This is a genomic window from Paenibacillus hexagrammi (assembly GCF_021513275.1).
In the GTDB taxonomy this organism is placed as follows: Bacteria; Bacillota; Bacilli; order Paenibacillales; family NBRC-103111; genus Paenibacillus_E; species Paenibacillus_E hexagrammi.
In genome coordinates this window covers 5,253,063-5,278,186 of sequence record NZ_CP090978.1, presented here as the reverse complement: position 1 = coordinate 5,278,186, position 25,124 = coordinate 5,253,063, and the positions used below count along the sequence as shown (strand labels likewise).

Annotated in this window: 13 protein-coding genes; 9 read left to right on the top strand and 4 right to left on the bottom strand. The window is 46.3% G+C overall.

Annotated features, from left to right (window positions below; all coding sequences use genetic code 11):
- Genes dndC through dndB form a run of 3 tightly spaced genes read right to left on the bottom strand, consistent with a single transcriptional unit; the run spans position 1 to position 2,583 of the window.
- A complete protein-coding gene (gene dndC, locus L0M14_RS23995) occupies positions 1 to 1,158 on the bottom strand; it encodes a DNA phosphorothioation system sulfurtransferase DndC (RefSeq protein ID WP_235119002.1) in 1,158 nt (385 codons plus the stop codon).
- Positions 1,089 to 1,493, bottom strand: coding sequence for an adenine nucleotide alpha hydrolase family protein (locus L0M14_RS23990; protein ID WP_235119001.1), 405 nt, complete (start codon positions 1,491 to 1,493; stop codon positions 1,089 to 1,091). The genes dndC and L0M14_RS23990 overlap by 70 nt, the downstream gene beginning before the upstream one ends.
- A complete protein-coding gene (gene dndB, locus L0M14_RS23985) occupies positions 1,483 to 2,583 on the bottom strand; it encodes a DNA sulfur modification protein DndB (RefSeq protein WP_235123019.1) in 1,101 nt (366 codons plus the stop codon). Before dndB ends, L0M14_RS23990 begins: the two co-directional genes overlap by 11 nt.
- A gap of 336 nt (positions 2,584 to 2,919) precedes the next feature.
- On the opposite strand from dndB, the gene L0M14_RS23980 reads away from it, so the two are divergent.
- Together L0M14_RS23980 and L0M14_RS23975 are read left to right on the top strand one after the other, a co-directional pair.
- Positions 2,920 to 6,066 carry a DEAD/DEAH box helicase gene (locus L0M14_RS23980; protein ID WP_235119000.1) on the top strand — a complete coding sequence of 1,049 codons (3,147 nt, stop codon included), beginning with the start codon at positions 2,920 to 2,922 and terminating at the stop codon, positions 6,064 to 6,066.
- Positions 6,067 to 6,079: 13 nt separating this feature from the next.
- Positions 6,080 to 6,466, top strand: a complete 387-nt coding sequence (locus tag L0M14_RS23975) for a (deoxy)nucleoside triphosphate pyrophosphohydrolase (protein WP_235118999.1) — start codon at positions 6,080 to 6,082, stop codon at positions 6,464 to 6,466.
- Between the two features lie 229 nt (positions 6,467 to 6,695).
- Here L0M14_RS23975 and L0M14_RS23970 read toward each other — a convergent pair whose 3' ends face one another.
- The gene (locus L0M14_RS23970; RefSeq protein ID WP_235118998.1) at positions 6,696 to 7,838 is read right to left on the bottom strand and encodes a Fic family protein; all 1,143 of its coding nucleotides are present in this window, start codon (positions 7,836 to 7,838) and stop codon (positions 6,696 to 6,698) included.
- Between the two features lie 569 nt (positions 7,839 to 8,407).
- Between L0M14_RS23970 and L0M14_RS23965 the strand changes: the two genes are divergently transcribed.
- The 7 genes from L0M14_RS23965 to L0M14_RS23935 all read left to right on the top strand — a co-directional run bounded on the left by L0M14_RS23965 (position 8,408) and on the right by L0M14_RS23935 (position 24,970).
- Positions 8,408 to 8,884, top strand: coding sequence for a hypothetical protein (locus L0M14_RS23965; protein ID WP_235118997.1), 477 nt, complete (start codon positions 8,408 to 8,410; stop codon positions 8,882 to 8,884).
- Positions 8,848 to 14,325 carry a pectinesterase family protein gene (locus L0M14_RS23960; protein WP_235118996.1) on the top strand — a complete coding sequence of 1,826 codons (5,478 nt, stop codon included), beginning with the start codon at positions 8,848 to 8,850 and terminating at the stop codon, positions 14,323 to 14,325. The genes L0M14_RS23965 and L0M14_RS23960 overlap by 37 nt, the downstream gene beginning before the upstream one ends.
- Positions 14,326 to 14,407: 82 nt before the next feature.
- Positions 14,408 to 16,261 (top strand): S-layer homology domain-containing protein, encoded by a 1,854-nt coding sequence (locus L0M14_RS23955; RefSeq protein ID WP_235118995.1) that lies wholly within the window; start codon positions 14,408 to 14,410, stop codon positions 16,259 to 16,261.
- 268 nt (positions 16,262 to 16,529) lie between these two features.
- On the top strand, positions 16,530 to 17,093 hold the full coding sequence (locus tag L0M14_RS23950; RefSeq protein ID WP_235118994.1) for a DUF6155 family protein: 564 nt from the start codon (positions 16,530 to 16,532) through the stop codon (positions 17,091 to 17,093).
- Between the two features lie 463 nt (positions 17,094 to 17,556).
- Positions 17,557 to 18,480 carry a sulfate adenylyltransferase subunit CysD gene (gene cysD, locus L0M14_RS23945; RefSeq protein WP_260115387.1) on the top strand — a complete coding sequence of 308 codons (924 nt, stop codon included), beginning with the start codon at positions 17,557 to 17,559 and terminating at the stop codon, positions 18,478 to 18,480.
- 1 nt (position 18,481) lies between these two features.
- Positions 18,482 to 20,131, top strand: a complete 1,650-nt coding sequence (locus L0M14_RS23940) for a GTP-binding protein (RefSeq protein WP_235118993.1) — start codon at positions 18,482 to 18,484, stop codon at positions 20,129 to 20,131.
- Positions 20,132 to 20,575: 444 nt separating this feature from the next.
- Positions 20,576 to 24,970: an AAA family ATPase gene (locus L0M14_RS23935; protein ID WP_311198771.1), complete on the top strand. Its 4,395-nt coding sequence runs from the start codon at positions 20,576 to 20,578 to the stop codon at positions 24,968 to 24,970.
- Positions 24,971 to 25,124: the final 154 nt, after the last annotated feature.

The window sequence follows — 25,124 nt, the reverse complement described above, 5'->3', positions numbered from 1 at the left end:
CTATAGATGTAAAAAGTCTTGTTTTAATGCCTTTTCAAGCTCTTTATGTAAACCACGACGAATTTTGTAGCCAGAATAGTTTTTCTCTATGCTAAGTAGCCTTTTAAATACAGATAGGTTTACGTTTTCTTCTAAACACAAACGTTCTAAGTCCGTCATTTGGTCTTCAGCGAAAGTAGGGCGATCGTTTTCCTCCCAGTTAATCTTAAGACCAGTTTCTTCCTCATATATGTTAGGTACGCGGTTATCCCAGTCCAAATCTTCCTCCCAATATTGTCTAATTATTTTAAGTTCCTCAATTGAAATTAGCTCAATACTAGGATCATGTAATTGCTGCACTTTCTTTTGGGTTTGTAACAGCCTACGTAGTATTTCTTCACGTGCTTTAAGCGTAAATGGTCCAGGACCAAGTTGCTTTAATTGTCCATCATGATCAACAATAATGAGATTTAAATCTTCTGCATTTGCTAGATCAATGTTGTTCGCATCCAGAAAATTACCAAGATCATTAATATGAACTTGTTGTGCAGAATCCAGGTCAATTCCGTCAAGATGGGAGAGTAAGTAAACTTGACCATTCATGCGTTGCTTTTGGCGAGCGTTGCGATCATTACGAATGTGATATAAGAAATTACGGAATTCATAGAGTGGTTCAAGCCAACTCACTCCATTATTTATAAATCCACTAAGTGCCTTATCTTCGGATACGACTGTACATGTCCAGCAACCAAAGCGACTATTCCCACAGGAACCAGCAGATTCTTTGATTTCTTTATCTACTACTAACGGGCATTCGCTGTTGGAATCTTGATACAGTCGAAGAAGTTCATTGTTGTCTTCTCCCCATGGCGACAAGTTGGATTGCAAAAGGTAATCCCAGACGTCATCTGTTGAGAAGTCTCGAATAGGTGCAAACACAAATGCATTTGTGAGAGTAGAATGCCGCATTAGGTTCTTACCTTCAATGGTATGCTGTTGCATAACGTTAGCTCGAGTGGCACTTTCAGTATCTCGAACGCCGAGTACCATAATAACCTCTCCGAATTGCGAAACTTTATCTAATATGAAACGATTTGCAGGCTCTATCTTTAAACGGTCTGTGCACCATCTGAATTTTTGGCGAGGGAGGGGTAGCCTTTCCCGATTAGTGATGCCCAAAATGTTTGTTCAATCGCTGGGCGGATTTTATGAGTCTCAATGGGTAAGCCAACTTGTAAAGCATAGTCCTGCATTTTTCCAAGTGCTGTTGTTATTTTATTAATAATTAATGGGGTTTCTACCAACGTATCTGATGAAATAATATATACCTTTTTAGTTAACTGCTCTTGTTGAAGATCGAGCAATGCATTAAAGATCGCTTGAACAACAGCAGTAGAGTCTTTACCTCCACTATAGCCAACTACCCATGGACGTTCATCAGCTAAATATACTTCTTGTATTCGTTTTTGCGCTTCTTGAAACTTGGTATTTGTATTAAAGATGTCAAACTTCAATTTTTTGTCCCTCCAAAAATCGAATCTCTATCTCACGTTCGCTTTCTGTCAAATCTAGTCCGAGTTTACACTTAATAAGATTGGATGTTAGATGTATAGTCTCATTGGTTTTATTAATGCGACCAGTAGGGCCATAAGCCCTCCCTAGCCAATCAATTTTATTGTCGCGGTTCCAGTCAATTTTGTGAAACTTCTTGATGAAATCTCGCCAAGTTGTGGGCATATTTACATATAAATAATGACCAACTATTCCAACAGCTTCTAAAAAAACCCCATGAGCTGCGATACAATTTTGTCTTAGTTCACGAGGGGAAATTTCCTTGTTTAGAACTAGTTTCCATTCTGGTATTGATTCGACTAATACTGTCCAGAATTCCAAAATAAATGAGCGCTCTTGCTCTGAGAGAAGCTCGCCTTTTTTCTTTCCAATTAATCTGCAATTAGTATTAAATATGTGGTTTAATGCAAAAAGCTTAGGAGAGTTTTTGGAAAGTGAAACCTTTTCTTTGTCGGTATATCGCTCAAGAAGAGGTATGCTACTTATAATGTCCTTCGTCAGCAAAGCAAATTGGTCGCGATGATCGTAAAGAATTCCTATACTGGATGTTGTGTTGACCGCATGACGATTTAGATCGGAAAATATTTGTTGTGATCTTTTTAATCCACGATCATGAAAGAAAACGACCGATATTGACTCATTACCTAAGTCAGGAGAAATCTTGAGTGCTTCCTCGATCGCAGCGCGTCGATGTTGACCATCGTTGATAAGAAATTTTGAATCTAATGAAATTGTTAAATTGCCTATATCACTATTTTCTTCAGAGATTGATTGAAAGTTAAGCTCACCATCGACTGAAGCGGTTAATGATGAGAATACGTACTCTTTTGGATTTTCCAAAATGTAGTTTGCAATCTCTGGTATACGAGACTTGTTCATTAATCGTTGAGCGCGGTGCTCTGGAGGGATCTCCTCTTCATCAAATAAAAATATTTTTGGGATTAGGCGCAAAGGGCAAATGACGGTATAAAATTCTTTATTAGCTTGTATGCCGCGCAAAGCAGGGAAGCTATAAGAAAAATTCAATGTAATCCTCCTTGTTTACGTACGTAATTTAAGTTTTATAATATCATTGATCCTAGTAATATACAATTATTATTAGAAATTTTAAATTTTTAATAAAAGATTAGGCAAGTAATTCTCATATTATTGAATAGAAGAAAATTAATTAAATGTGACATCGAACCGGCCTGATTTAAATCAAAACAGATATAATGTTCGAGCGGATTCATATTGAATGACAATAGTGCAGGTAATGATGAGATAATTGTCTGGGTAGACATGCTTGGACGAAAGAGATTTGCTTGTATCGATTGCATGCGCATTTTGAACGGCGTGGTTCGAATTAATTCCCTTAGAGGTGCCCCTATGAAACAAGGACTCTACGAACAAATCGTTAATAATATCACGAGGAAGCAGCTCGCAGCCTTGGATCCTGCTTTGTATGATATAGGCAAGGAAGCTCTTGATGCTGAGGAAGCCAGAAAGCTGCTGTCGAATTACTTAGCTGCGGTAACACGTAGAGCGTTAAAAGCAGTGCGGGAACAAAGTAGTGACGAAGAAGCGGTGCTTGCCCAGGTTCGAACCTGCAATGAGATTATCGCTACGTTAAAGGATGCTCTGGGGCAAGAGGAATATCGGGAGCTGCAGCTTGACGAGCAGGGTGAAGTCTTAACTTATGTTTATTCCAAGCTGAATCATATCCGCGGTGTGAAAAGTGAGAAGGTGATTCGCCCAGCGACACCGTTATCGCAAAGCTCTTTATTTACAGGCTCGCATTCCGAACCCAATATGATGAATGAGCTAAAGCATGAGATTGTAACGGCAGACCGCATAGATCTCTTGGTATCTTTTATCAAATGGAGTGGTCTTCGGTGTCTCATGGAACAGCTCGAGCAGTTTACATCCAGCGGCGGGAAGCTTCGTGTGATCACGACGACTTACATGGAAGCGACGGATTACAAGGCCGTTATGGAGCTGTGCAAGCTTTCCAACACCCAGATTAAAATTTCCTATGATACAGATCGGACCCGATTACACGCGAAGGCCTACGTATTTATGCGCGACACAGGTTTTACAACGGCTTATGTGGGTTCATCGAATCTTTCTAATCCTGCACTAACCAGTGGCCTTGAATGGAATTTGAAGGTGACGGAGAAAGACTCCTACGATGTTCTGAAAAAAATCGAAGCTACTTTTGAGAGTTATTGGAATGACAGAGAATTTAAAATGTTTACTGCAGAGAATGCAGAGCACGAGCTTCAACTTAAGGAAGCCTTAGGGGGAAAGAAGCTGCATGAGCAGGAGACGCTTCATTTCCATTTTGATCTGACGCCTTACGATTATCAAAAGGAAGTGTTGGAGAAGCTTGAAGCTCAGCGAACTTTATTTGGAAGAATGAAAAACCTGGTAGTCGCGGCTACAGGTGTCGGGAAGACCGTGATCTCAGCTTTTGATTTCAAGCGATATCGGGCCCATCATCCAGGAGCAAAGCTTCTTTTTGTAGCACACCGTGAAGAGATCTTAAAGCAGAGCCGGGATACCTTCCGGTTTATTTTGAAGGATTTGAACTTCGGAGAATTGCATGTCGGCAGCAATCAGGCACAGGCGTTAGATCACCTTTTTATTAGTATTCAAAGCTTTAACTCTATGAAGTTAGCAGAAACCACGACAAGGGACTTCTATGATTTTATGATTGTGGATGAGTTTCATCATGCTGCGGCGCCATCCTATCAAAAGCTTTTGAATCACTATCAACCGGAGATTTTACTGGGCTTAACGGCAACACCTGAACGCATGGACGGCAAAGATATACTTGCGTATTTTGACCATACGATTGCTGCGGAGATTCGCTTAACTGACGCGATAGACCGAAAGCTGCTTTCCCCCTTTCATTATTTTGGAGTAACGGATAACGTGGATTTGTCACAAGTGAAATGGTCGCGACGGGGCTATGATCTTCGAGAGCTGGAAACCCTCTACACGAGTAACAAAATTCGTGCTACTCAAATTATGAATAGTCTCAAAAAGTATGTAACCGACCTGGAGGAAATCAAAGGTTTGGGGTTCTGCGTAAGCGTTGATCATGCTTTATATATGGCCAAAATATTTGCTGAAGCGGGTATCCCATCCATCGCCTTACACGGAGAATCCAAAGAACTAGAACGAAGCCAGGCTAAGGACCGCCTTGTTAGCGGTGAGATCAAGTTTATTTTTGTAGTGGATCTCTATAATGAAGGGGTAGATATTCCGGAGGTCAACACCATTCTGTTTTTGCGTCCTACGGAGAGCTTGACGGTGTTCCTGCAGCAGCTTGGTCGGGGATTGCGCCTATCAGATCGGAAAGAATGCTTAACGGTGTTGGATTTCATTGGGCAAGCCCATAAGGAGTATAATTTTCAGGACAAGTTCTGCTCTTTGCTGGGTAAGACTAAGCATTCCGTGCAGCATTATGTCGAGAATGGTTTTTCTAATTTGCCTAGGGGAAGCTTTATTCAACTTGAAAAGCAAGCGAAGGACTATATACTAAGGAATTTGAAACAGGCCACGACAAACCGTCGGAGTTTGATTAACAAGATGAAATATTTTGAAGGGGATACAGGACTCCCATTAACCTTAAAAAATTTTACCGAATATCATGGGATCTCTATCTATGAGCTGTATGGTGGACGCAATGGCAACAGATTCTTAAGGGGATTAATGGTCGAGGCAGGCGTTCTGGAGCCTTTCGAGTTTCCGACAGCAGAGTTAGTGAAACGTATTCCAGCACTGTTAAATCTGAATTCGAGAAGACTTCTGAAGTTTCTAATCTCGTATATAGAGGGGCAGAAGCAACCAGACACAGAAGAAGAGCATCTCATGCTGAAAATGTTCTATTACACCTTTTATCGTGCGGAGCCTAAGAAACAGGGATTTGCTTCGATAGAGGACGGAGTTAAGTTTATTATAGCTAGTTCGGTATTTCGGGATGAGATTATTGACATTTTAAAATATAACTATGAACACATCGATTTTGTTGATAAGAAACATGACTATCCTTTCGCTTGTCCAATCGATATTCATTGTAAGTATTCTACGGATCAAATTTTAGCTGCATTTGGGCTTTGGAATGAAGAGAAGGCCCCTGCATTTAGAGAGGGCGTTAAATACTTCGAGGACAAGAAGACAGATATTTTCTTTATCACGTTAAATAAGTCGGATAAGGACTTCTCCCCCTCTACTTTGTATGAAGACTATGCCATTAATGAACGTTTGTTTCACTGGCAGACCCAGAGTCGGATCTCGGAGAATACGAAAACAGCCCAGCGATACATCCGTCACCGTGAGACCGGCAACAGAATCGCTTTATTCGTTCGTGAATATAAAGAAGAGAATGATTATACGTCCCCTTTTGTGTATTTAGGAGAAGCTGAGTATGTGAAACATGAGGGCAGCAAACCAATGAGTATCGTGTGGCGATTAAAAGAAGAGATGCCGCCAGTCATGGTACCGGCTGCGAACAAGTGCATCGTATAGGAAGAGTGATGAAATGATTCGAGTAGCTGCAGCGATTATTGAGGATGGACAAGGTAAACTGCTCATCGCGAGGCGAGGACCTGAGAAGTCTCAGGGAGGGCTGTGGGAATTCCCTGGTGGTAAGCTAGAGGAAGGCGAGTCACCGGAGGCTTGTCTGGTAAGAGAGCTGAGGGAAGAGATGAACATTGATATTGAGCCGTATGAATTTTTCGGAGTGAATGATCATTGGTATGGTGAGATTCATATTCAGTTGATTGCTTACAGGGCGAGACTTGTGAGTGGTGAGATTACGCTGGTTGATCATGATGAGTGTCGGTGGGTTCGGAAAGAAGAGTTGAATGAATTTCAATTTGCTCCGGCGGATGTGAAGTTTGTTGATATGCTTTGCAGTTTGATTTGAAATTGAGCTTACGAAGAGGCTGACACATTGTCTGGCTCTTATGAGAAGACGTAAACACTTTATGAGTGGTTTACACTAAATATAAATAGCTATGGCAATATCATACGGGTGGGTATCATTGGGGATTTCAGTAGACTAAGAGAAAGACCCAGAGGTGGATGAACCTGAACGCAGTAGAGCACTGTTCCTTTAGGGGGACAGTGCTCATAATTTACTATCCCGGGACCGGCTAATCCAGAATCGAAACGAAATATTCTCCTCGATGGTCTCCTGACTTGATAACGCCTAATTCTTTAAGTCTTGAAAGACTTTTTGCAATACTCGACGAGGAGGCATCCAAAGTATCGTCAAATAATTGTCTATGGAAAGTTTCTCCGTCTTCCATTCTACTTATTAATTCGAACATGGTTTTCGCATGCCCTCTACCTAATATTTCACGAATATGTTTGATTCTATCGTAACGTTGCAGCTCTTTGAGTACCTTGGTAAGGGATGCATTAACGCATTCGAGATAAAAAACGATGAATGGCTTTAAGTTGCCTTGGGTTGCAGCCATTAGCGTGTCATAGTAATCCTCTATTCTTTTATCAAAGAATTCTTCTACGCTAAATGCATCTTTAATTGTGGCAAGGTCGTCGTGGATTAAACCAACTAATGTAGAAAATGCCCGGGCTGTTCTCCCATTACCATCAGGAAACGGATGGATGTATCCTATTAAATGATGTGTGATCCGGGAAATGATCAGTGGATGTACCTTTTTTTCGAGATTAACATTTGTAGTCTCATAAGGATTCATGTATCCCGTTACACTCGTATAGAGCCAAGAAAAATACGCTCGCATGAGACGCGGAACATCGTTACATGCTGGAGGCTGGTAACTGATATGCCCATCACCATCTTGAAGAGCTACTGAAATACTCCTATACCCCTCTGGATAGCCGGTTAAGTTATTCATTAAAGTCTGCTGGATTTGTTTAAGTATGGGTTCATCCATGTCTGAAAAATCTTTATTTGGGTGTAAACGATAAATCAATTCGTAGGTCTCGAAGACGTTTTTAACTTCTATTTGTGCTTTTTGTTTTATAGATAGTGGATTTTTTTTGAAGCTTTGATAGACTTGCTCAACTTCTTTGAACTCCAGCTTGTTTTGTTCAATTTTGGTTGTGAAATGTGCGGTTCTAACTAATGAGTTACGTAAAATTGTGGGTTTTAGGGGGTGGCTTTTCAAACCAAGTCTAGCTAATGCCCCAATATTCCGCTCTGCCTCTAAAATTAATTGTTGTATGTCGTAATCGAAGTAATTTACTTTCGGTTGAAAAACTAACGTATCTCCCTGGTTATCGAAGTGCTCATAAGCAAAGAAGTATGTCATTTTTACACCACCTTTTACACTTAAAAATCCAATGAAATCAAAGGTTATTTTGTGTTTTTATTATATTCCATTACACGTAGTATGTACATCTTTCTTTACAACTAGACTAGCCTGAATTTTTATTAAATGCCGAGGCTGTTGGAAGGGGATATATGATATAAAATGGTCTGAATTTCGAAGCCATTATCATAGATCCAGGTTCTCAAGCCTGTTTACCCTCGGCTTTCTTCTTTTCTCGATAAAGCCTCAAACGCCCTCTCCTATGCAGCAGCTTGAACTTCTAGCAGACTTTTCAACTTCCCGTTCCATCTCATAGCATTTCCTCGGCATCCCAACCCCAAAAACCCCCTACAACGCAACATCTGTTCAGATGATTATAGACGTAATCGGTCGAAATACGGTTAAATACTGTTTGTTGACTGTACAAAATTTTCCAAGTAAAGGAGAGAAGTTCCTATGAGTTAGTCAGAGGAGAGCCCGGGCAGGACTGGTCAGCCTTAGAAGCAAGTAACGGGTTTGGTTCGATTGCATATTGAACGAGTACAATCCACTAGGAGGGAAGAGGGAAAATGATGAAAAGGTCGAGGGATGGCTTGCACAAGCTGTTAATCATGATGTTGCTTCTCTCAATGGTATTCAGCAATTTTGCTTTTGTAAGCGCTGTATATGCCAGTGATACGTCCAGCAGCAGACAAGTGGATGTATGGGATTTCGGCGGGGTTAAGGTTCCAAGTACGGATCCACTATACAATTTGTCCACGAATCATATCACATCCAGTCTTCTTGATGCCTCACCTAGCTTGTTTACCACCTACAACACGAATTGGGTGTTGGCGAACAGCCAGACGATTCCTTTTGGCGATTTATCGATCATAACAGGGTCCAATGACAGACTCTATTATTATGAAGAGGGTACGACGAACGTAGGAACTTACAATTACGGTGCTTCTTTATGGGGAAATGCCTCCAAAAGTTATGATGACGCTTACAATGCGAGCGGAGCGTACTATTGCAATGGAACGGGGGGACATCAAGAAGATATATAACGATCGACAATGTTGCGGCCGGGGATAAGGTTACGGTTTACGGCGGATTAAGCGCCGGAAGCACGGAGCAGATTCATCTTGTTTATGAGGGTCCGGATGGCGGTACCCAAGATGATCAGCTGGATTTTGCAACAACGCCGGCCAGATATGATTTTATTGCAAAGTATACGGGTAAATACCAGATCTACGTGTCAGCTTCAGCCAGTGGAAAGCCTTATTTCCACCGTGTTGTCAGAACACCAGGGGTTCATCTTAGCGGAATTGTTAACGTGAACAATCATTCGCTGCCTACTGGTTACAGTCTCAATTTCACCAATCAGTCAACCAACGACACAACGAATGTAAGCGTGAATGGTGACAATTCCTTTGATGCTGTTCTCGCTCCAGGCTACACGTACGTTGCCACGCTGAAGGATATGACGGAATACGCGATTTCGGATTCAACGAAGGTGATCCAAGTATCTGCTTCCGATATTACGGCAGGAATTCAAGATATCGGTTTCGATGTGGTCACGAACAGCCTCGCTACCATCAGCGGACATATCGTTGGTGTTGACAACGGTTACGATGTCAGTGGGCTCCAGATCCAATTGAACCCTCCGACGGGCAGTCTCGCCGCATCGGTTACGGCTGTTGTGGATACGGCGGCGATGACTTTTACAGCTGGTGTTCAACAAGGGGTTTCCTACACGGCTGAATTGTTGGGGGCAAACGATTATGAGATTTCCTCCGGCGGCAGTGTGTATATCATTCATGATACGAATCAAGATATGAACGTTGTTAAGAAAATGATGTATCCAGCGACTGGAGCCTTTCAAGGCTTGTCCCCTACCGCCCAAATTCAAAGCATCACATTTACGAATGAGGATGATGGATACACCTATACAGGTACAGTGGCTAACGGCGGATATTCGGTCAGTCTCCGAGACGGTGCTTACCGTATATCCGCGGTTTGTACGGAGGATTACAGCACCATCGGTCATGTTGTTGTGAGCGGTCAAGCTGTAAGCAAGGACATTTTGTTCGAGCCGGTAAATCCAACTGTCGAGCCGCTTGCGTGGGTTCCTGATCTCTACGTAGGGGACAGCTCCCATTCAGGCAGCTTTGATACGGTGAAGGATGCCCTGGATGCGGCCGCTCGGATGAATCCGACGGATGAGGCGCATCGCATTACCATTCATATCGCGCCAGGTGTATACAGAGCGCAGCTGAAAATAGCCACTCCTTATATCACTCTCGCAAGCCTAGACCCTACTCAGGAGGTCAAAATCACCTGGTATTACGGCATTGGCTACAAATATTACAGCCTTGGCACCGATGGTTGGTACAATTCGGCTCTTGCTTTTGATCAATATGACAAGCACACTGCTGATAAGTGGGGCGCTACCGTTTACCTGACCAGTGCCGCTACAGCCTTCAGAGCCGAACATATTGTATTTGAAAATTCATTCAGCAAATACGTCACCCAGGAAGAACTGGATGACGGTGTTCAGCTTGGTAACGTCGCTGGCAGTACAATCGCTGTAGAGCGAACGGCATCTCTGGATGTTACTTCGAGAGCGGCTCAAGAAAGAGCTGCGGCTATGGCGATCGATGCGGACAACGTGGAGTTTAACGACTGCAGCTTTATTGGCGGGCAGGATACGCTTTATACGGGCGGAGACGGTACCCACAGCATGTACGTTAAGGACAGCTACATAGAGGGAAATACAGATTTCATTTATGGCGATGGCAATGTTGTGTTTGATCATGCTAGGCTGAATTTTTCCGGGTATAGTGACTCCACGCAAGCTGGTTATTTAACAGCAGCTAAAGATTCGGCGGCCTATGGATATGTATTTGTAAATAGCACAATAACGGCTACGCACAGCGATCAGTCCAGCTTCTTTGGAAGACCTTGGGGAGCAGGAGCGAGGGTTACTTTTATGAATACCCAGCTTCAAAGCAGTACGGTCATTGATCCCGCAGGCTGGACCTCAATGAGCGGTGCTCAGCCACAAAACGCACACTTTGCTGAGTACAACACGACTTATAACGGTGCGCCGGTTGACACGTCGGGTCGAGTGGTTCCTGCATTGTTGGACCCAACGTCCGTTCCAAGTATAACGACTTATTTCGGACCCGACTGGACTCCTCATTATTACACGCCAGCAATCACAGCGGTCCTTTCAGCGACTGCAGGGGATCGTGAGGCCAATCTTTACTGGAATACGGTAACAGGTGCAACCTATTACGATGTGAAGCGTGGAACAACAAGCGGCGTGTACGATACGGTGTTGAGCCATCTGACAGGCACAAGCTACAAGGACACCGGTTTGACCAACGGTACAGCATATTATTATGTGGTAACGGCTGCTAACGATTCCGGTGTGCTTTCGACCTCGAATGAGGTCAGTGTGGTACCGGAGGTGGCAAGGCCTGCAGCGCCAACAGGTGTCTCGGTGATTGCCGGCGATTCGAAAGCCCAGTTGAGCTGGAATACGGTAACGGGTGCAACCTATTACAATGTGAAGCGCGGAACCACAAGCGGCACTTACATTACGGTCGCAAGCCATCTTACAGACACCGCCTATACAGACTTCGGGCTGACCAACGGAATCACGTATTACTATGTTGTGACGGCTTCGAATTCAGGCAGCGAGAGTGTGGAATCTGACGAGGTGCATGTGACACCGGCCGTACCTCCGGCCAATGACGACAATACAGCCTTTACAAGCCAAGACATCGGCCCAGTCGGTGCACAGGGAGGCGCGTCCTATGACCGTTCTGCCAATGAATTTACCGTTACAGGCGCCGGTGCGATCGCTTCCGGTTATACCGCGGCAGATTTGGATGGCTTACAATTTGTCGGACTAAGCTCCAAGCTTAGCGGCGACGGTACGATCATCGCAAAGGTGAAAAGCTTTGATATAGGCGGTGCTTCTGCTCCGTTTATTGGATTGCAGGCTAGAACCAGCCTGGATGCCAACAGCAACAATGCAAGTGTGATTATCAAACCAACCGCCTCAAGTAATGGAAGATCAGCTTCCTACATTCCTTATTATGAATATAGAGATGTCACCCAGGGGAAAAACACGACCAGCACCACAGCATCGGCTGTCAGTAGCGCGGCGGACGGAAGCTTTTATTTGAAGCTGGCGTATCAAGGCTCTAAGCTAGCAGACGGGGATACGACAACCTCCACGTATTACCGTTCCTATATCGGTCAAGTGGATTCATCGGGAACCATTCAATGGACGCCTGCCAAATCAACAAGCACAAAATCGGCGGTGTCGAATTCCTACTATATAGGTATGTATGTGGTTTCTAATGACCCGACGAATGCCGTTACCGTTAACTTCGAAAACGTTACGATCGAGAACAGCTACGATACGGCAGAAAGCACACCACTAACCGATTTGGATGGACTGGCAGCTCCAACTTGGGCTGGAACGGGCAGTGTAACACCAGCAGTAGCAGCAAACGGTGACCTTACGTTAACCTGGAACCCAGCTTATGATAACGCAGGTGTAGCGAAATACAACATCTATGAAGGCAGCAATCTGGTGGGCAGTACGGCGGATGGAAAGGCGACTTCATTCACGGTGACAAAAGCCATGATGACGAGCTTTGATGCAGCGTTCGACCCGACGACGAAGGCTTATAGGTTCACGGTGCAAGCTGTAGATACAGCCGGTAAAGAGTCAACGGATGGTCCTTCGACATCCAGTGATATCGTGCCTCCAGCGTGGACATCAGGTAATCTGCATGCAACCTCCGTCACGCAGAACAAAGTAAATCTTACATGGACGGGTGCATCCGACTCTACGGGTGTAACGGGCTATAAAGTGTACGATATTACGGATTCGGCAAATCCTGTTATGATCGCAGCGGTCGACGGCCATACAACCAGTTATTCGGTTACAAGGCTGAATTCCAGTACAAATTATGTATTTAAAATAGAAGCCGGTGATTCATCGGAAAATTGGTCCAGCGACGGCCCAAGCCTGCCGGTATCGACAACAGCTCCAATCGATGATCATGAAGTGCCGACTTGGCCCTCAGGGCAAGTTACTAGCTCTAACGAAACGCAAACCGGATTAACACTTACATGGACTCACGCAGATGATAATGTAGGTGTAGAGAAATATAAGATCTATCAAGGAGACAGCGCGGTGCCTGTGGCAACGGTGGACGGTGCTGTGACCACCAGCGATTTGACGAGTTTGACTCCTTCAACCAGTTATACCTTTACTGTAGAGGCTGTGGATGAAGCGGGTAATAGCTCGACTGACGGCCCCTCTGTACAGGTAGTCACACCAGCGGCGCCGTCCTGGCAAGCTGCTTCATTGACGGCGTCGAATACGATTTCTGCTCAGCCTAACCAGGCGGGACCGGTGTATACAGCCACCCTCCATGATTCCGTAACTTTGACATGGAGCGGCGCAACGGATCCAATAGGCGTAACCGGCTATGCGATCTTCCAGCAAGGCGTATCGGCTCCGATTGCAACTGTGGATGCAAGCAGCGATATGTATACGGTTGTAGGCCTGACTGCAGGTGCTTCCTATGCCTTTAAAGTGGAGGCGCTTGACGATGCAGGATGTATGTCAACGGATGGGCCAAGTGTAGAGGTTACGCTTCCGTCTACAGATGCAGCCTTACTGCCGCCTCAGCATGTATCCGTACCAACTCTAGCGTATGATGACACCAGTATTACCTTAGTGTGGACGAAGCCTGACAACTATGCGGAGGCCGATATTGCGGATTACAACGTTTACATGGACGGAGTTAAAATAGGAAGCGCGAACCAAAATACAGCGTCTCCTGCGAAATCTTTTATCGACAGCTTCTATGCGGATTCCAGTAACAGCGAGGCTGTTCGCATTAGCAATCACACGTATACCGTGACAGGGCTTACTCCGAATACGACACACACCTTTGTAGTCCGATCGGTGGACAGCAGCGGTAATGAATCTGCTGACAGCAATTCCGTTACACAAGCAACGGCCGCGACTCCACAAGTTTTTGATGTTACCGATTATGGTGCTGTCGGTGACGGAGCAACTGTTGATACAGCAGCGATTCAGGCAGCGATTGACGCGACTCCGGAAGGAGGTAAAGTGGTCATCCCTGCAGGACAAACATTTGTATCCGGTTCACTTTGGATCAATAAGAGCAACATCACCTTTGAAGTCAATGGAACACTGAAGGCTTCGGAGAATGCGGCGGATTTCCCTTATCCGGATCCTACTCATCAATCCGCAGTTAAGACTTATTCGTTAATCAATGCTATTTCTACAGATACGGTTCTGGAGAACATCCGTTTTACCGGAACAGGCACTATCGACGGCAATGGGTGGAAGCAGGATACCCCGGATGCAGACGGATTCCCAGTCTCCCTAAAAAAGCAGCTCCGGCACCGTTGCGACCAACGGTATTCTTGCAGCGGCGCAGTATAATCTGGCATTAAGCTGGGGCTTTAGCGCGGAGGACGCTTATAAGACAAGATCCAACCTGATCACCGCAAAAGATGTCACCAACGTGTACTTTGGGGGCGGGCTTTCGATCGTGAATCCTTCCATGCACACGCTGTCTGTGGGCAGTACCAATGTTACGCTGAACGGGGTCAAAATAATGACCTTCGATTGCAACAACGGCGACGGTATCGATATGAGCGGAACGGGGCTTACGGTCATTAACAGTGTCTTTGACACCGGAGATGACGATGTTAACTTTGCCGCAGGTGTCGGTGCAGCAGCTGAAAAGAATCATCCTGTAGAAAATATCTGGATCTTTAACAACTACTTCCGTCACGGTCATGGAGCCGTAGTGGCAGGCAGCAATACCGCTGCATGGATTCAAAATATCATTGCGGAAGACAATGTCATGAACGGAATCGGCGTTGGACTTCGTGCCAAGACAGGAGCGGGTATCGGCGGCGGAGCCCGAAATATTGTGTTCCGGGATTCGGCCATGAAGGATGTCTCAGATGGGGATGAATACCCGTTCGAATTCACTTCCGCTTATCCGTCCAGCACGAATGATCCGGCACCGGATATGGGCCGCTTCAAGCACATCTTTGTTTATAACGTATCCGTAGACTCTTCTACGAAGAGTGCGATCTTTGTATCGGGAACCGGCGATGCGCCGCATGAGGATATCCATTTTAACAAAGTTTCCTTCAATAACACGCCGGCAACCAGCATTAGTTACTTGAAAAATAGTTCCTTTACAAATGTAAGCTTTACAAATGTTGTGAAAGGCGCAGAACCATGGGCATTCACCAACACCATGAATACCTCTGTGGTCAATGATACAACTGCGCCAAGCTGGACCTCAGGAGCGTTGAGTGCGCCTAGTATCTCCAAAGACAGTGTGAGCCTTTCGTGGAACGGTGCCAGCGATAATGTAAGCGTAACGGCTTACCGCTTGTACCAAGATTCCAAACTGATCGCTACAGTAACTGGAAGCACCTATCCATATAGCGTATCAGGTCTTAGTCATAACACGACGTATACGTTCACCGTTCAGGCAGGAGATGCAGCAGGGAATTGGTCAATCAATGGGCCAAGTGTCGAAGTAACAACTAAAAAACACAAATCCTCCGACTCCTCGAACGGTAGTGGAGGAACAACAAGCCCTGCGGACAGCAACGAACCGGCAGAGTCATCGCAGGATGATGGTACAGATGCGAATCTGCCGGAACAGAGTCACAAGCCTGCACCTGTTGTAGCTGTCACTCCCGGTCGACCGGTCTTCGATCTGTCGGATTCCAAATCGGTTGCCGTATTAAAGGAAGTGTTAACTGATAAGCTCAAATCCTCGAATGCTCCAACAGCCTTCAACGATGTATCTGATCATTGGGCAGCTGAAGGCATCAAGGTTTTCTCCAAGCTTGGGGTCGTCGATGGGTATGAGGACGGTTCCTTTAAGCCGGACGCCAACATTTCCCGAGGCGAGTTCGCAGCCATCGTTGCCAAAGCCTTCAACATAGGCACAGGTACGGTTTATACCGGTACATTCAGCGACATCAGCGGAAATTGGGCGAAGGCTTCCATCATGGCTCTTGCCTCCAACGGTATCCTTAACGGCTACGAAGATGGCACATTCCGCGCGGATCAAGACATTACTCGAGCAGAGATGGTGGCAATCATGTCCAGAATCATCGACTTGAGCCATGTTCAAGAGAGCGGCAGTACGGTCTTCCGCGATATCGGCGATTCTTGGAACAAAGATCAGATTGAGGCTGCTGCTGAAGCGGGTATCATCAACGGCGAAGACGAGGGCTCCTTTGCTCCGGACAAGAGCACGACTCGTGCCGAGGCATTGACCGTCTTACTGCGCTCTCTCCAATTGAGCCCGGAAATCGCAGCGCTGATCGACTCGATGAAATAAGGACAACAGAATAGTACTGCTGGGAATGAGGGCGTGTGTTGGTCGTTGGACCATTTGCACGCTCTTTTTTATTAGATGTTGTTGTTCTCGGTTAAAATCCCCCTATGATAAACTACACTTAGAGATTGGACAATTGCTGGAGAAACCACAAACGGACACATCCCAGAGCTACAGCGAATCAAATAGCTCACTATAGGCTATCGTACAATGGGATCTACCGGCATGAAGCTGAAGAGGTGACAAGAAATAACGAGGGGAAGCAAATCATATGACCAAGATATCGATTCCAGATCTTAAAAAGCAATTAAAAACCTACAAAGCTGAGGAACTTGTCTCCATTATTATCGACTGTTATAAATCAAATAACGATGTGAAAAAGTACATCCACATGATGCTGGACCCTGAAAGTACGGAAAATCAGTTATTTGATGAGGCTAAGGACAAAATTCTGCACCAGTTTTACCCAAAACGGGGTGAACCCAAGCTTAAGCTGGCAGAAGCCAAGAAAGCCATTACCGAGTTTGGTAAACTAAGCAATAATCTTGCTAAAACAATAGATTTAATGATCTACTATGTTGAGTTAGGTGTGGAGTTTACCAACGATTACGGAGATATGTATGAATCGTATTATTCCAGTATGGTATCTATGTACCAGAATGCATTAAATAAAATCAGCGCGGATAACGGGATAGGACTGTATCTTAGGTTTCAAGGAAGGTTAAAGGCGATTGTTCGCAATACAGACGGAATCGGTTGGGGGTTTCATGATGGGTTAGCTGATCTGTTTTACGATTTTGCCGTAGACTATGAGGACGAACCAGAGGCGGAGTAACTTAAACGGAAGAGGGCTTCTAACTTGCTCAGCTTCAGTCTGAACGATTGTATAGTAAAATCCACTGATCATCTTGGGAACCATTTGTTCAGCTAATGGCTACATTCGTTGAGGGAAGTAATTGCCGCGGTAAAATAGCAGGTACAGTGTAGTGGCTACAGCAACGCACCGTAATCAAATGACCGTATACCTCCCCGTATACAGGTCATTTTTTCTTTAATATTTTTGTAAGTGCTTTCCCCAAGCTTCCCTATTCAAGCATGAAAAGGTAAACATTAAAGGCCGCGAAGTGGTATGATAGGAACGGGATCGACGAATTTCGACAATGGCGCTGATGCGCTTCGACAAAACCGATAAAAATCTAAAGAAATTTACTTTCTTCCACTTTGCATAAAAGCTAGAATCTGTTAGAATATAAGAAATACTATAAACTTAGTGGGGATTAAAAAGGAGGCACCTTTGCATGCAAAAGCAAATGCTTGATTCCATAGATGAAATGACGCATCTGGATCAACTCGAGGCTGAAGCGATTTATATTATTCGAGAGGTTGCGGCGGAATGTGAAAATCCAGTGATGCTGTATTCGATCGGGAAGGACAGCTCCGTGATGCTGCATTTGGCGCTGAAGGCATTCTATCCGGAGAAGCCGCCGTTTCCTTTCATGCATATCGATACGACCTGGAAGTTCAAAGAAATGATCGAGTTCCGCGATCGCAAGGCGAAAGAATTCGGCATTCAAATGATTGTTCATTCCAATCAAGAAGGAATTGAACAAGGAATCAATCCCTTTGATCATGGTTCGGCGTATACCGATATTATGAAAACCCAAGCGTTGAAGCAGGGATTGGACAAGTACGGATTTACAGCTGCGTTTGGCGGCGGAAGACGTGACGAGGAGAAATCGCGCGCGAAAGAGCGGATTTTCTCATTCCGTAACAAGAATCATGCTTGGGATCCGAAGAACCAACGCCCGGAAATGTGGAAGCTTTTCAACACAAGAATTAATAAAGGCGAGAGCATCCGCGTGTTCCCGATTTCCAACTGGACGGAAAAAGATATCTGGCAGTACATTCGCAGAGAAAACATTGACATTGTGCCTCTTTATTTCGCGAAAGAAAGACCTGTCGTTGAACGTGATGGACATCTCATCATGGTGGATGATGACCGGATGAAGCTCGAGCCTCATGAGAAGGTTGAAATGAAGAAAATGCGGTTCCGCACACTAGGCTGCTACCCGCTTACAGGCGGTGCTGAGTCGGAGGCCGACACGCTGGATACCATTATCGAGGAGACGCTTGGCGCAGTTTCATCCGAACGGACAACTCGCGTGATTGACCAAGAAGCGGCTGGAAGTATGGAAAGACGGAAACGGGAGGGCTATTTCTAAAATGAAAAGTCTGCTTAAATTTATTACCTGCGGAAGTGTGGACGATGGGAAATCCACGTTAATTGGACATATGCTTTATGATGCAAAGCTGTTGTTCGCTGACCAAGAGAGAGCATTGGAATTGGACAGTAGACTAGGCAGCCGCGGCGGCAAGATCGACTATTCCTTGCTGCTTGACGGACTGCTCGCTGAGCGTGAACAAGGGATTACGATTGATGTAGCTTACCGGTACTTTACGACGGATCACCGTTCCTTCATTGTAGCGGATACTCCGGGGCATGAAGAATATACACGTAACATGGCAGTAGGTGCCTCTTTTGCGGATCTAGCGGTTATCCTTGTAGATGCAACGAAGGGCGTTATTACTCAAACCAAGCGCCACACTCGGATTTGTGCACTCATGGGGATCAAGCATCTCGTTCTAGCTGTGAACAAAATGGATTTGGTGGGCTTTGATCCGAAAATCTTTAATGACATTAAAGAAGACTTCGCCCGCATGTCCTCCGAGTTCAGCCTTGAAAGCATCCAGGTCATCCCTGTTTCTGCAACAGAAGGGGATAACATCACGAAAAAATCAGACAATACCCCATGGTACGAAGGCCTTGCTTTGCTGCCATACTTAGAGAATGTGGATGTTCATCGCTCCGATGACTCGAAAGAATTTATGATGCCGATTCAGCGCGTATGCCGTCCTGACCACACGTTCCGCGGCTTCCAAGGCCAGATTGAGGCGGGGACCATCGCGGTAGGTGATGAATTGACGACACTGCCTAGCCGTGAAAAAGCGAAAGTCAAACGCATCTTAGTCACAGACCAAGACCGGAATGTAGCTCACGCCGGACAGCCTGTAACCATTCAATTGGACCGGGAAGTGGACGTTTCACGTGGCTGTGTATTCACGAAGGATAATCAATTACAAGAAGCCGATAGCTTTGCCGCTACGATTCTTTGGATGGATGATTCCGTACTGACTCCAGGCAAAAATTATCTGGTTAAAGTAGGCACGAAAATACTGCCGGGTACCGTGACGGCTATTAAACATAAGATCGACATCAATACAGGAAATACCGTTTCTGCAAATCAGATCGTCAAGAATGAATTGGCAAAATGTGAATTCTCCTTAGCGGACGACATCGTATTTGATTCCTTCGAAGAAAATAAAAGCATCGGCGGATTTATTCTGATCGACCGTGTAACCAATATGACATCCGCATGTGGAGTCATTGACGAAGCCCTTCAAAGTTCGGACCGATTTGCAGGACTCGATACGGAAATCACTAGAGATGTTCGTGCGGAGCAAAAAGGACAGCGTCCTTTGACCTTGTGGTTCACGGGTTCAGCCTCAGATCAACTGACTCTTGCGAAGGAAGTTGAAAAACGTTTGGTATCCACAGGCTACCATACGATGCTGCTCGGAAACGATGCTGGCGAATCGTCGCAGCGCATCGCGGAAGTTGCCAAACTGATGAACGACGCGGGATTGATTGCCTTGGTAGCAAATGGCTCCACGCAAGTAGGCGACCAAGCAACCGCGCGTGACGTCCTTGGCACAGAGTATTTGGAAATCGAAGTCGATGCAAGCAAGTCTTCTACCCAAGAAGCTGCAAATGATGTCGTGAAACGAGTTACGAAATATCTCATTAATCAGTAGTAAAGTGTCCAGACATCATAAGCATCTTTCATAAAAAATGTCCCTACATGACGACGAATCGTGATGTGGGGACATTTTTCTTTTGTTCAAATAGGGATGAAGTTTAGAGGGCCAGCTTCAATAGCCGTGAATAAGGAAATAAACACCTGTGATAAGGGCAGCTATAAAGAAAAATAGCGCATACCACTTCGTAAACTTTAGGGTGAGGTTATTGCCTTGCCACCAAACGCTGAAGTAAATAACCCCGCCAAAGCAAAGAATGCCGATGAATGGGATGAAAAACGACTCCATTTCTAGTATCTACCTTTCCTGTTTTCTAGTATGATCTTTGTATGTAAGATAAAGCATAGATGGGTAAGAATCCATACCACCTAAGTGGTATTTTGATGACTTAAAGAAAATAAAGTCATACGATCAAGGCAACATGTGGACGGGGTGTCGGAAGTGAGAGAGATTCAGGAAGATGTGGTAACGCTTCGGCATTATATGCAAGACCAGCTTCAGCCAATGGACATCGATGTTTTTTTGCTTATAGCCAGGTCCATCGCAGTTCAGGTTGAACAGCTTCACCGGCAATTGCTGCTTCATTTGGACTTACGGCCGGAACGGATCGGTCTAAGGCTGGAGGAGAAGGAAGCTTTTTTGATGGATGATGGTTACGCCCTCCCTTTTTCGCCTAATGGCCAGAAGCTGCCGTATTTCCGCGCTAGGCTGGATGAAGGGATGGCCTACTGCGCCCCGGAGAGCTCCGGAAGGATGCACCGTACGGTCGATGAGCGGAGTGATCTGTATTCACTCGGTATCCTTTTCTTCGAAATGCTTGCGGGGCATTTGCCCTTTGAAGCGAATCATCCTTTGGAATGGGTGTACCTTCATTTGACGCAGAGCCCTCCTTTGATAAGTAGAGGGGAGTTTCATCAACCTGATGCGATTCAGGCGATTGTTCAGACGCTTCTGCACAAAGATCCAGACAAGCGATATCAACGTGCAGCTCAGGTGATATCGGATCTGGAGAAGGCAGGAGACTCCAGTAGCGGCTACGATTTGGAGCTTTATACGGAAGGTCGTGAACAGGAAGCTTTGGTTCTCTCGGAAGCTTTTGTCTCCTCCTGCCTTGGAGGAACAGAAATTGTATATGTATCCGGCGAGGCGGGCATCGGCAAAACCACGTTGATCCACGAAGTGTTTCGAAAGAAATTAGAGAAACGCAGCTTTAACTATCTCACGGGGAAGTTCGAACAATTCTCGCAGGAAAGTCCACTCGCGCCGATTATCCAAGCGTTTCGGGGGTTAATCCGCCATCTGCTGGGAGGCAGAAAAGAAGATACGGATAGGTGGAGAAAAAAGCTGATTGCCGCACTCGGTGTGAATGCCGGCGTTATTACGGAAATCATTCCCGAAGTCTCACACTTGCTTGGTGATGTTGCCGTCGTGGAGAGTTTGATGGCGCAGGAGTCCAAGAAGCGGTTTATTTATGTGTTTTGCCAGTTTGTGCAAGCACTTGTCTCCAAGGATCATCCTCTTGTGCTGGTGATGGATGATCTTCAGTGGGCGAATGCTTCTTCGCTTGAGCTACTCCGTGCTCTGGTATGCGACCCCCAAAGCCAATATCTGCTCCTGGTTTGCGCCCATCGTCCGTTGGAGGCCGATTTCAAATCAGGCATGCTACCCGGAGTCAGACATGATGGAGGGGCAGATGAACAGGCTTCCGTGCATCGGATTCACTTGTCCCCCCTGGAGCTGGACCAGACCAATTCGATGCTCGCCTCAGCGCTACATACTTCAGGGAAGAGTGTGATGCCCTTAGCAGAGGTGCTGCAGCATCTCTCCCGCGGAAACCCTTTTCACTTAAAGCAAATCATAGACCGTCTGCAGGCGGAACGCCTGTTGTTCTACAGTGCGGAACAGAAGAGATGGAAGTGGGACTTGGGAAGGATTATGGACAGAGAGTCCATCTTTGTTTTGCAGGATCTTGTGAGGCATAAGCTGAATCGGTTGTCCGAGCTAGCGCAAGAGATGCTTTGGGCCGCTTCATGTATGGGGAGCACTTTTTCATCTGGACTTCTGCTTGTCTGCATGCATAACACCTCTGAACATGAGCAGCTATCCGCCTGGGATGTGATGGAGGCCGAAGGGCTGATTCGTACCGTGCATGGGGGAACCAAGCAGTTTGTCCATGACCAAATCCAGCAGCTGATTTACGATTCGATACCGGCTGCCCGGAAGCAGCTCCTCCACTTTCAAATCGGAAAACAGCTTACCGCCCTCCAGGAGGAGGATTTATTCGAACGGATTCATCACTTAAACCTTGGAGCTGCTCTGATCCAGGAGGAAGCGGAGCTTCTCGGTCTTGTTCGGCTTAACGTGGAGGCGGGGAGCCGAGCTAAAGCTTCATCGGCTTACGATGCTGCCCTAGGGTATTTACGCCGGGGCGCAGCACTATTATCATCCGATAATTGGGAACGGCATCATGAACTTCTATTCGAGCTGTATATACAGAAGGCCGAAAGCGAGTATCTTTGCGGGAACGAACAGGAGTCAGAGCAGGACATCTTGCTTTTGCTGCAAAAGGCTCTGGATCCGGTTGAGCGGAGCAGGGTACAGATGCTTCGAATTATGCAGGCGATTAATCAGGGGCGTTATATAGAAGGCACAGCTATAGGCTTGGAAAGCCTCCGGGAGCTGAAGATGGAAATCCCGCATAATCCCGGCCGATTCCAGCTGCTGCTGGAGGGAATGCGGATCGAAGGGATGCTGCGGAGGCGGCATGAGCAGTTTGAGAGTCTTCCCGATATGTCCGATCCCGTTAGGATTAGTGCTATGAATCTTATTTTTGCGATCGTACCTTCAACATTTTTTACGAATAAAAAGGTCTTCTTTCTGATCATTTGCCGGGCGGTTCATCTTTCGCTGCAATATGGAAACACCATGGTATCAGCTGCCGTATATTCCGCATTTGGTATGCTGCTTGGAAGTCTGATGGGGAAGTTCGACAAGGGGCTGGCTATTGCCCGGATTGGAGTTAAACTCTCTGAGCGCTATCAGGTCGCCTCAATCCAGAGCTATACCTACACCATGTATGGGGGCGTGCTCTGCCAGTTTGCCGGGTACGCCCGCGAAGGGGATGAATATTTGAAGCGGGCCCTGAAGCATGGTTTGAGTGCCGGGGAATATGTCTTTGCCAGTTATGCGATGGGAGCTCATGTCAATTCATTATATGCCAGGGCCTCTCTGGATGAATTAGCCCGGACGATTGCAGGCTATATGACGGTACTCGATATAACGAAGGATGAATTTGTTCGGATGAATTTCCACCTGTACCAGCAGTATATAGCTGCTTTGCAGGGAGGTACTGTATCGGCGGATTCGTTCGACAGTCCTGGGTTCGACGAAGAGGGATTTCTCAGCCGCGCTCGGCAGGAGGAGACTTCCACCACCACCTTGTTTCAGTACTATACCTATAAAGCCCAAATGGCTTTTTTGTGCGGCCATTATGAGGCTGCATCGGGCTGGACCCATCAGGCGGAGTCTTACAAAGCATATGCAACGCATCTGCCTCACTTACCGGAATGTCTGTTTTATGGCAGTTTGGCAAGCCTTGCGGTTCATCCGGTGAATGTACCTCTGCCGAAGCGATGCAAGTCCGTATTGCGGTACTTCCGGAGATTGTCCCTGTGGAGCCCGCAGAACTTCGGAGCCAGATGCCTCTTGCTTGAGGCGGAAGCAGCGCGTGCTCTCGGGAAGCGGACCCAGGCGGAGGAACTGTATGACCGGGCGATCCGAGAGGCGAGAGAGCATGAGGATCTGCATGCGGCTGCTTTGGGGGCCGAGTTTGCTTTTCGTTACTATAAGGCACGTGGGAAAAATCAGACGGCGCAGTTTTATTTGCATATCGCGCTGGACCATTACCGGAGCTGGGGCCTCCTGGCTAAGGTCTCTCAATTGGAGGAGCTGCTGTACGATGATGCTAGTCAGCATCTGCCAACTGTGCAGAAAGGGACTGCGACTACGCTTGAACAAACGCATAATCGTGCGGCTCATATCCTGAATGAGCCCGGTACAGATACCGCCGATCTTACCGCAATCCTGCAAACAGCGCAGGCGATCCACGATCGAAAGGATATGAAAGCGGCGCTTGCAGAAATTTTACAGACCATTTTACGGGATGCCGGAGCAGGGAAGGGTGCGTTGTTGACGAGCCAAGGGGATGCACTGTACCTTCAAGCCTATGCAGAGACCTTGGGAGCGGAACTGCAGCTTCCTCAGAATCTGGACGGCAGCGGGCTGCTGCCGGAGGGAATGATCCGGTACGTCTACCGAACGCGAGAGACAGTCCGATACACTGCGGGTGAGGAGAGTTGGGTGATTCATAACCCGTATATGGCAGCACATAAGCCGAAGTCCATCCTTTGTCTGCCGATTGCCGTTCACGATACTATGCTGGGCGTTCTTTATTTGGAGAATCGGTTGGCTCACGTAGTATTCTCGGAAGAACGAACGATGGTGCTGCAGGCGATGGCGACTTTAGGCGTTTTTATCTGTGTGCTGCAGGGAACCGCAGAGCCGCCGATTCAGGAGGAAGCGCCGACGCCGGAAGGACATTCTTCCGCGGCTGTCCTGGAGGAGCCTCTTACTGACCGAGAGCTTGAGGTTCTTGCCCTTCTGGCGGCTGGAATGTCCAACAAGGAAATTGCCGACCGCCTTGTTATTGCACTGGGCACGGTGAAGGTTCATGTGAAGAACATATTTGCGAAGCTAAAAGTGAAGAGGAGGACTAGCGCCATCGCGCAGGCGAAGGAGCTGAATTTGCTGCACTCGGGGCGGGCGGCTAAACGTTGAACACAGGCAAATGCACCTGGTAGGTGTACTTGCACGTGAAATAGCAGACGAAAAGTTTTGATATACAACCCGGACTAGAAGCTAGTCCGGGTTATTTGTCGATCAAGATTAAATGAAGGGCTGAGCAACATCGAAATATGTGTTTTTTTATGAA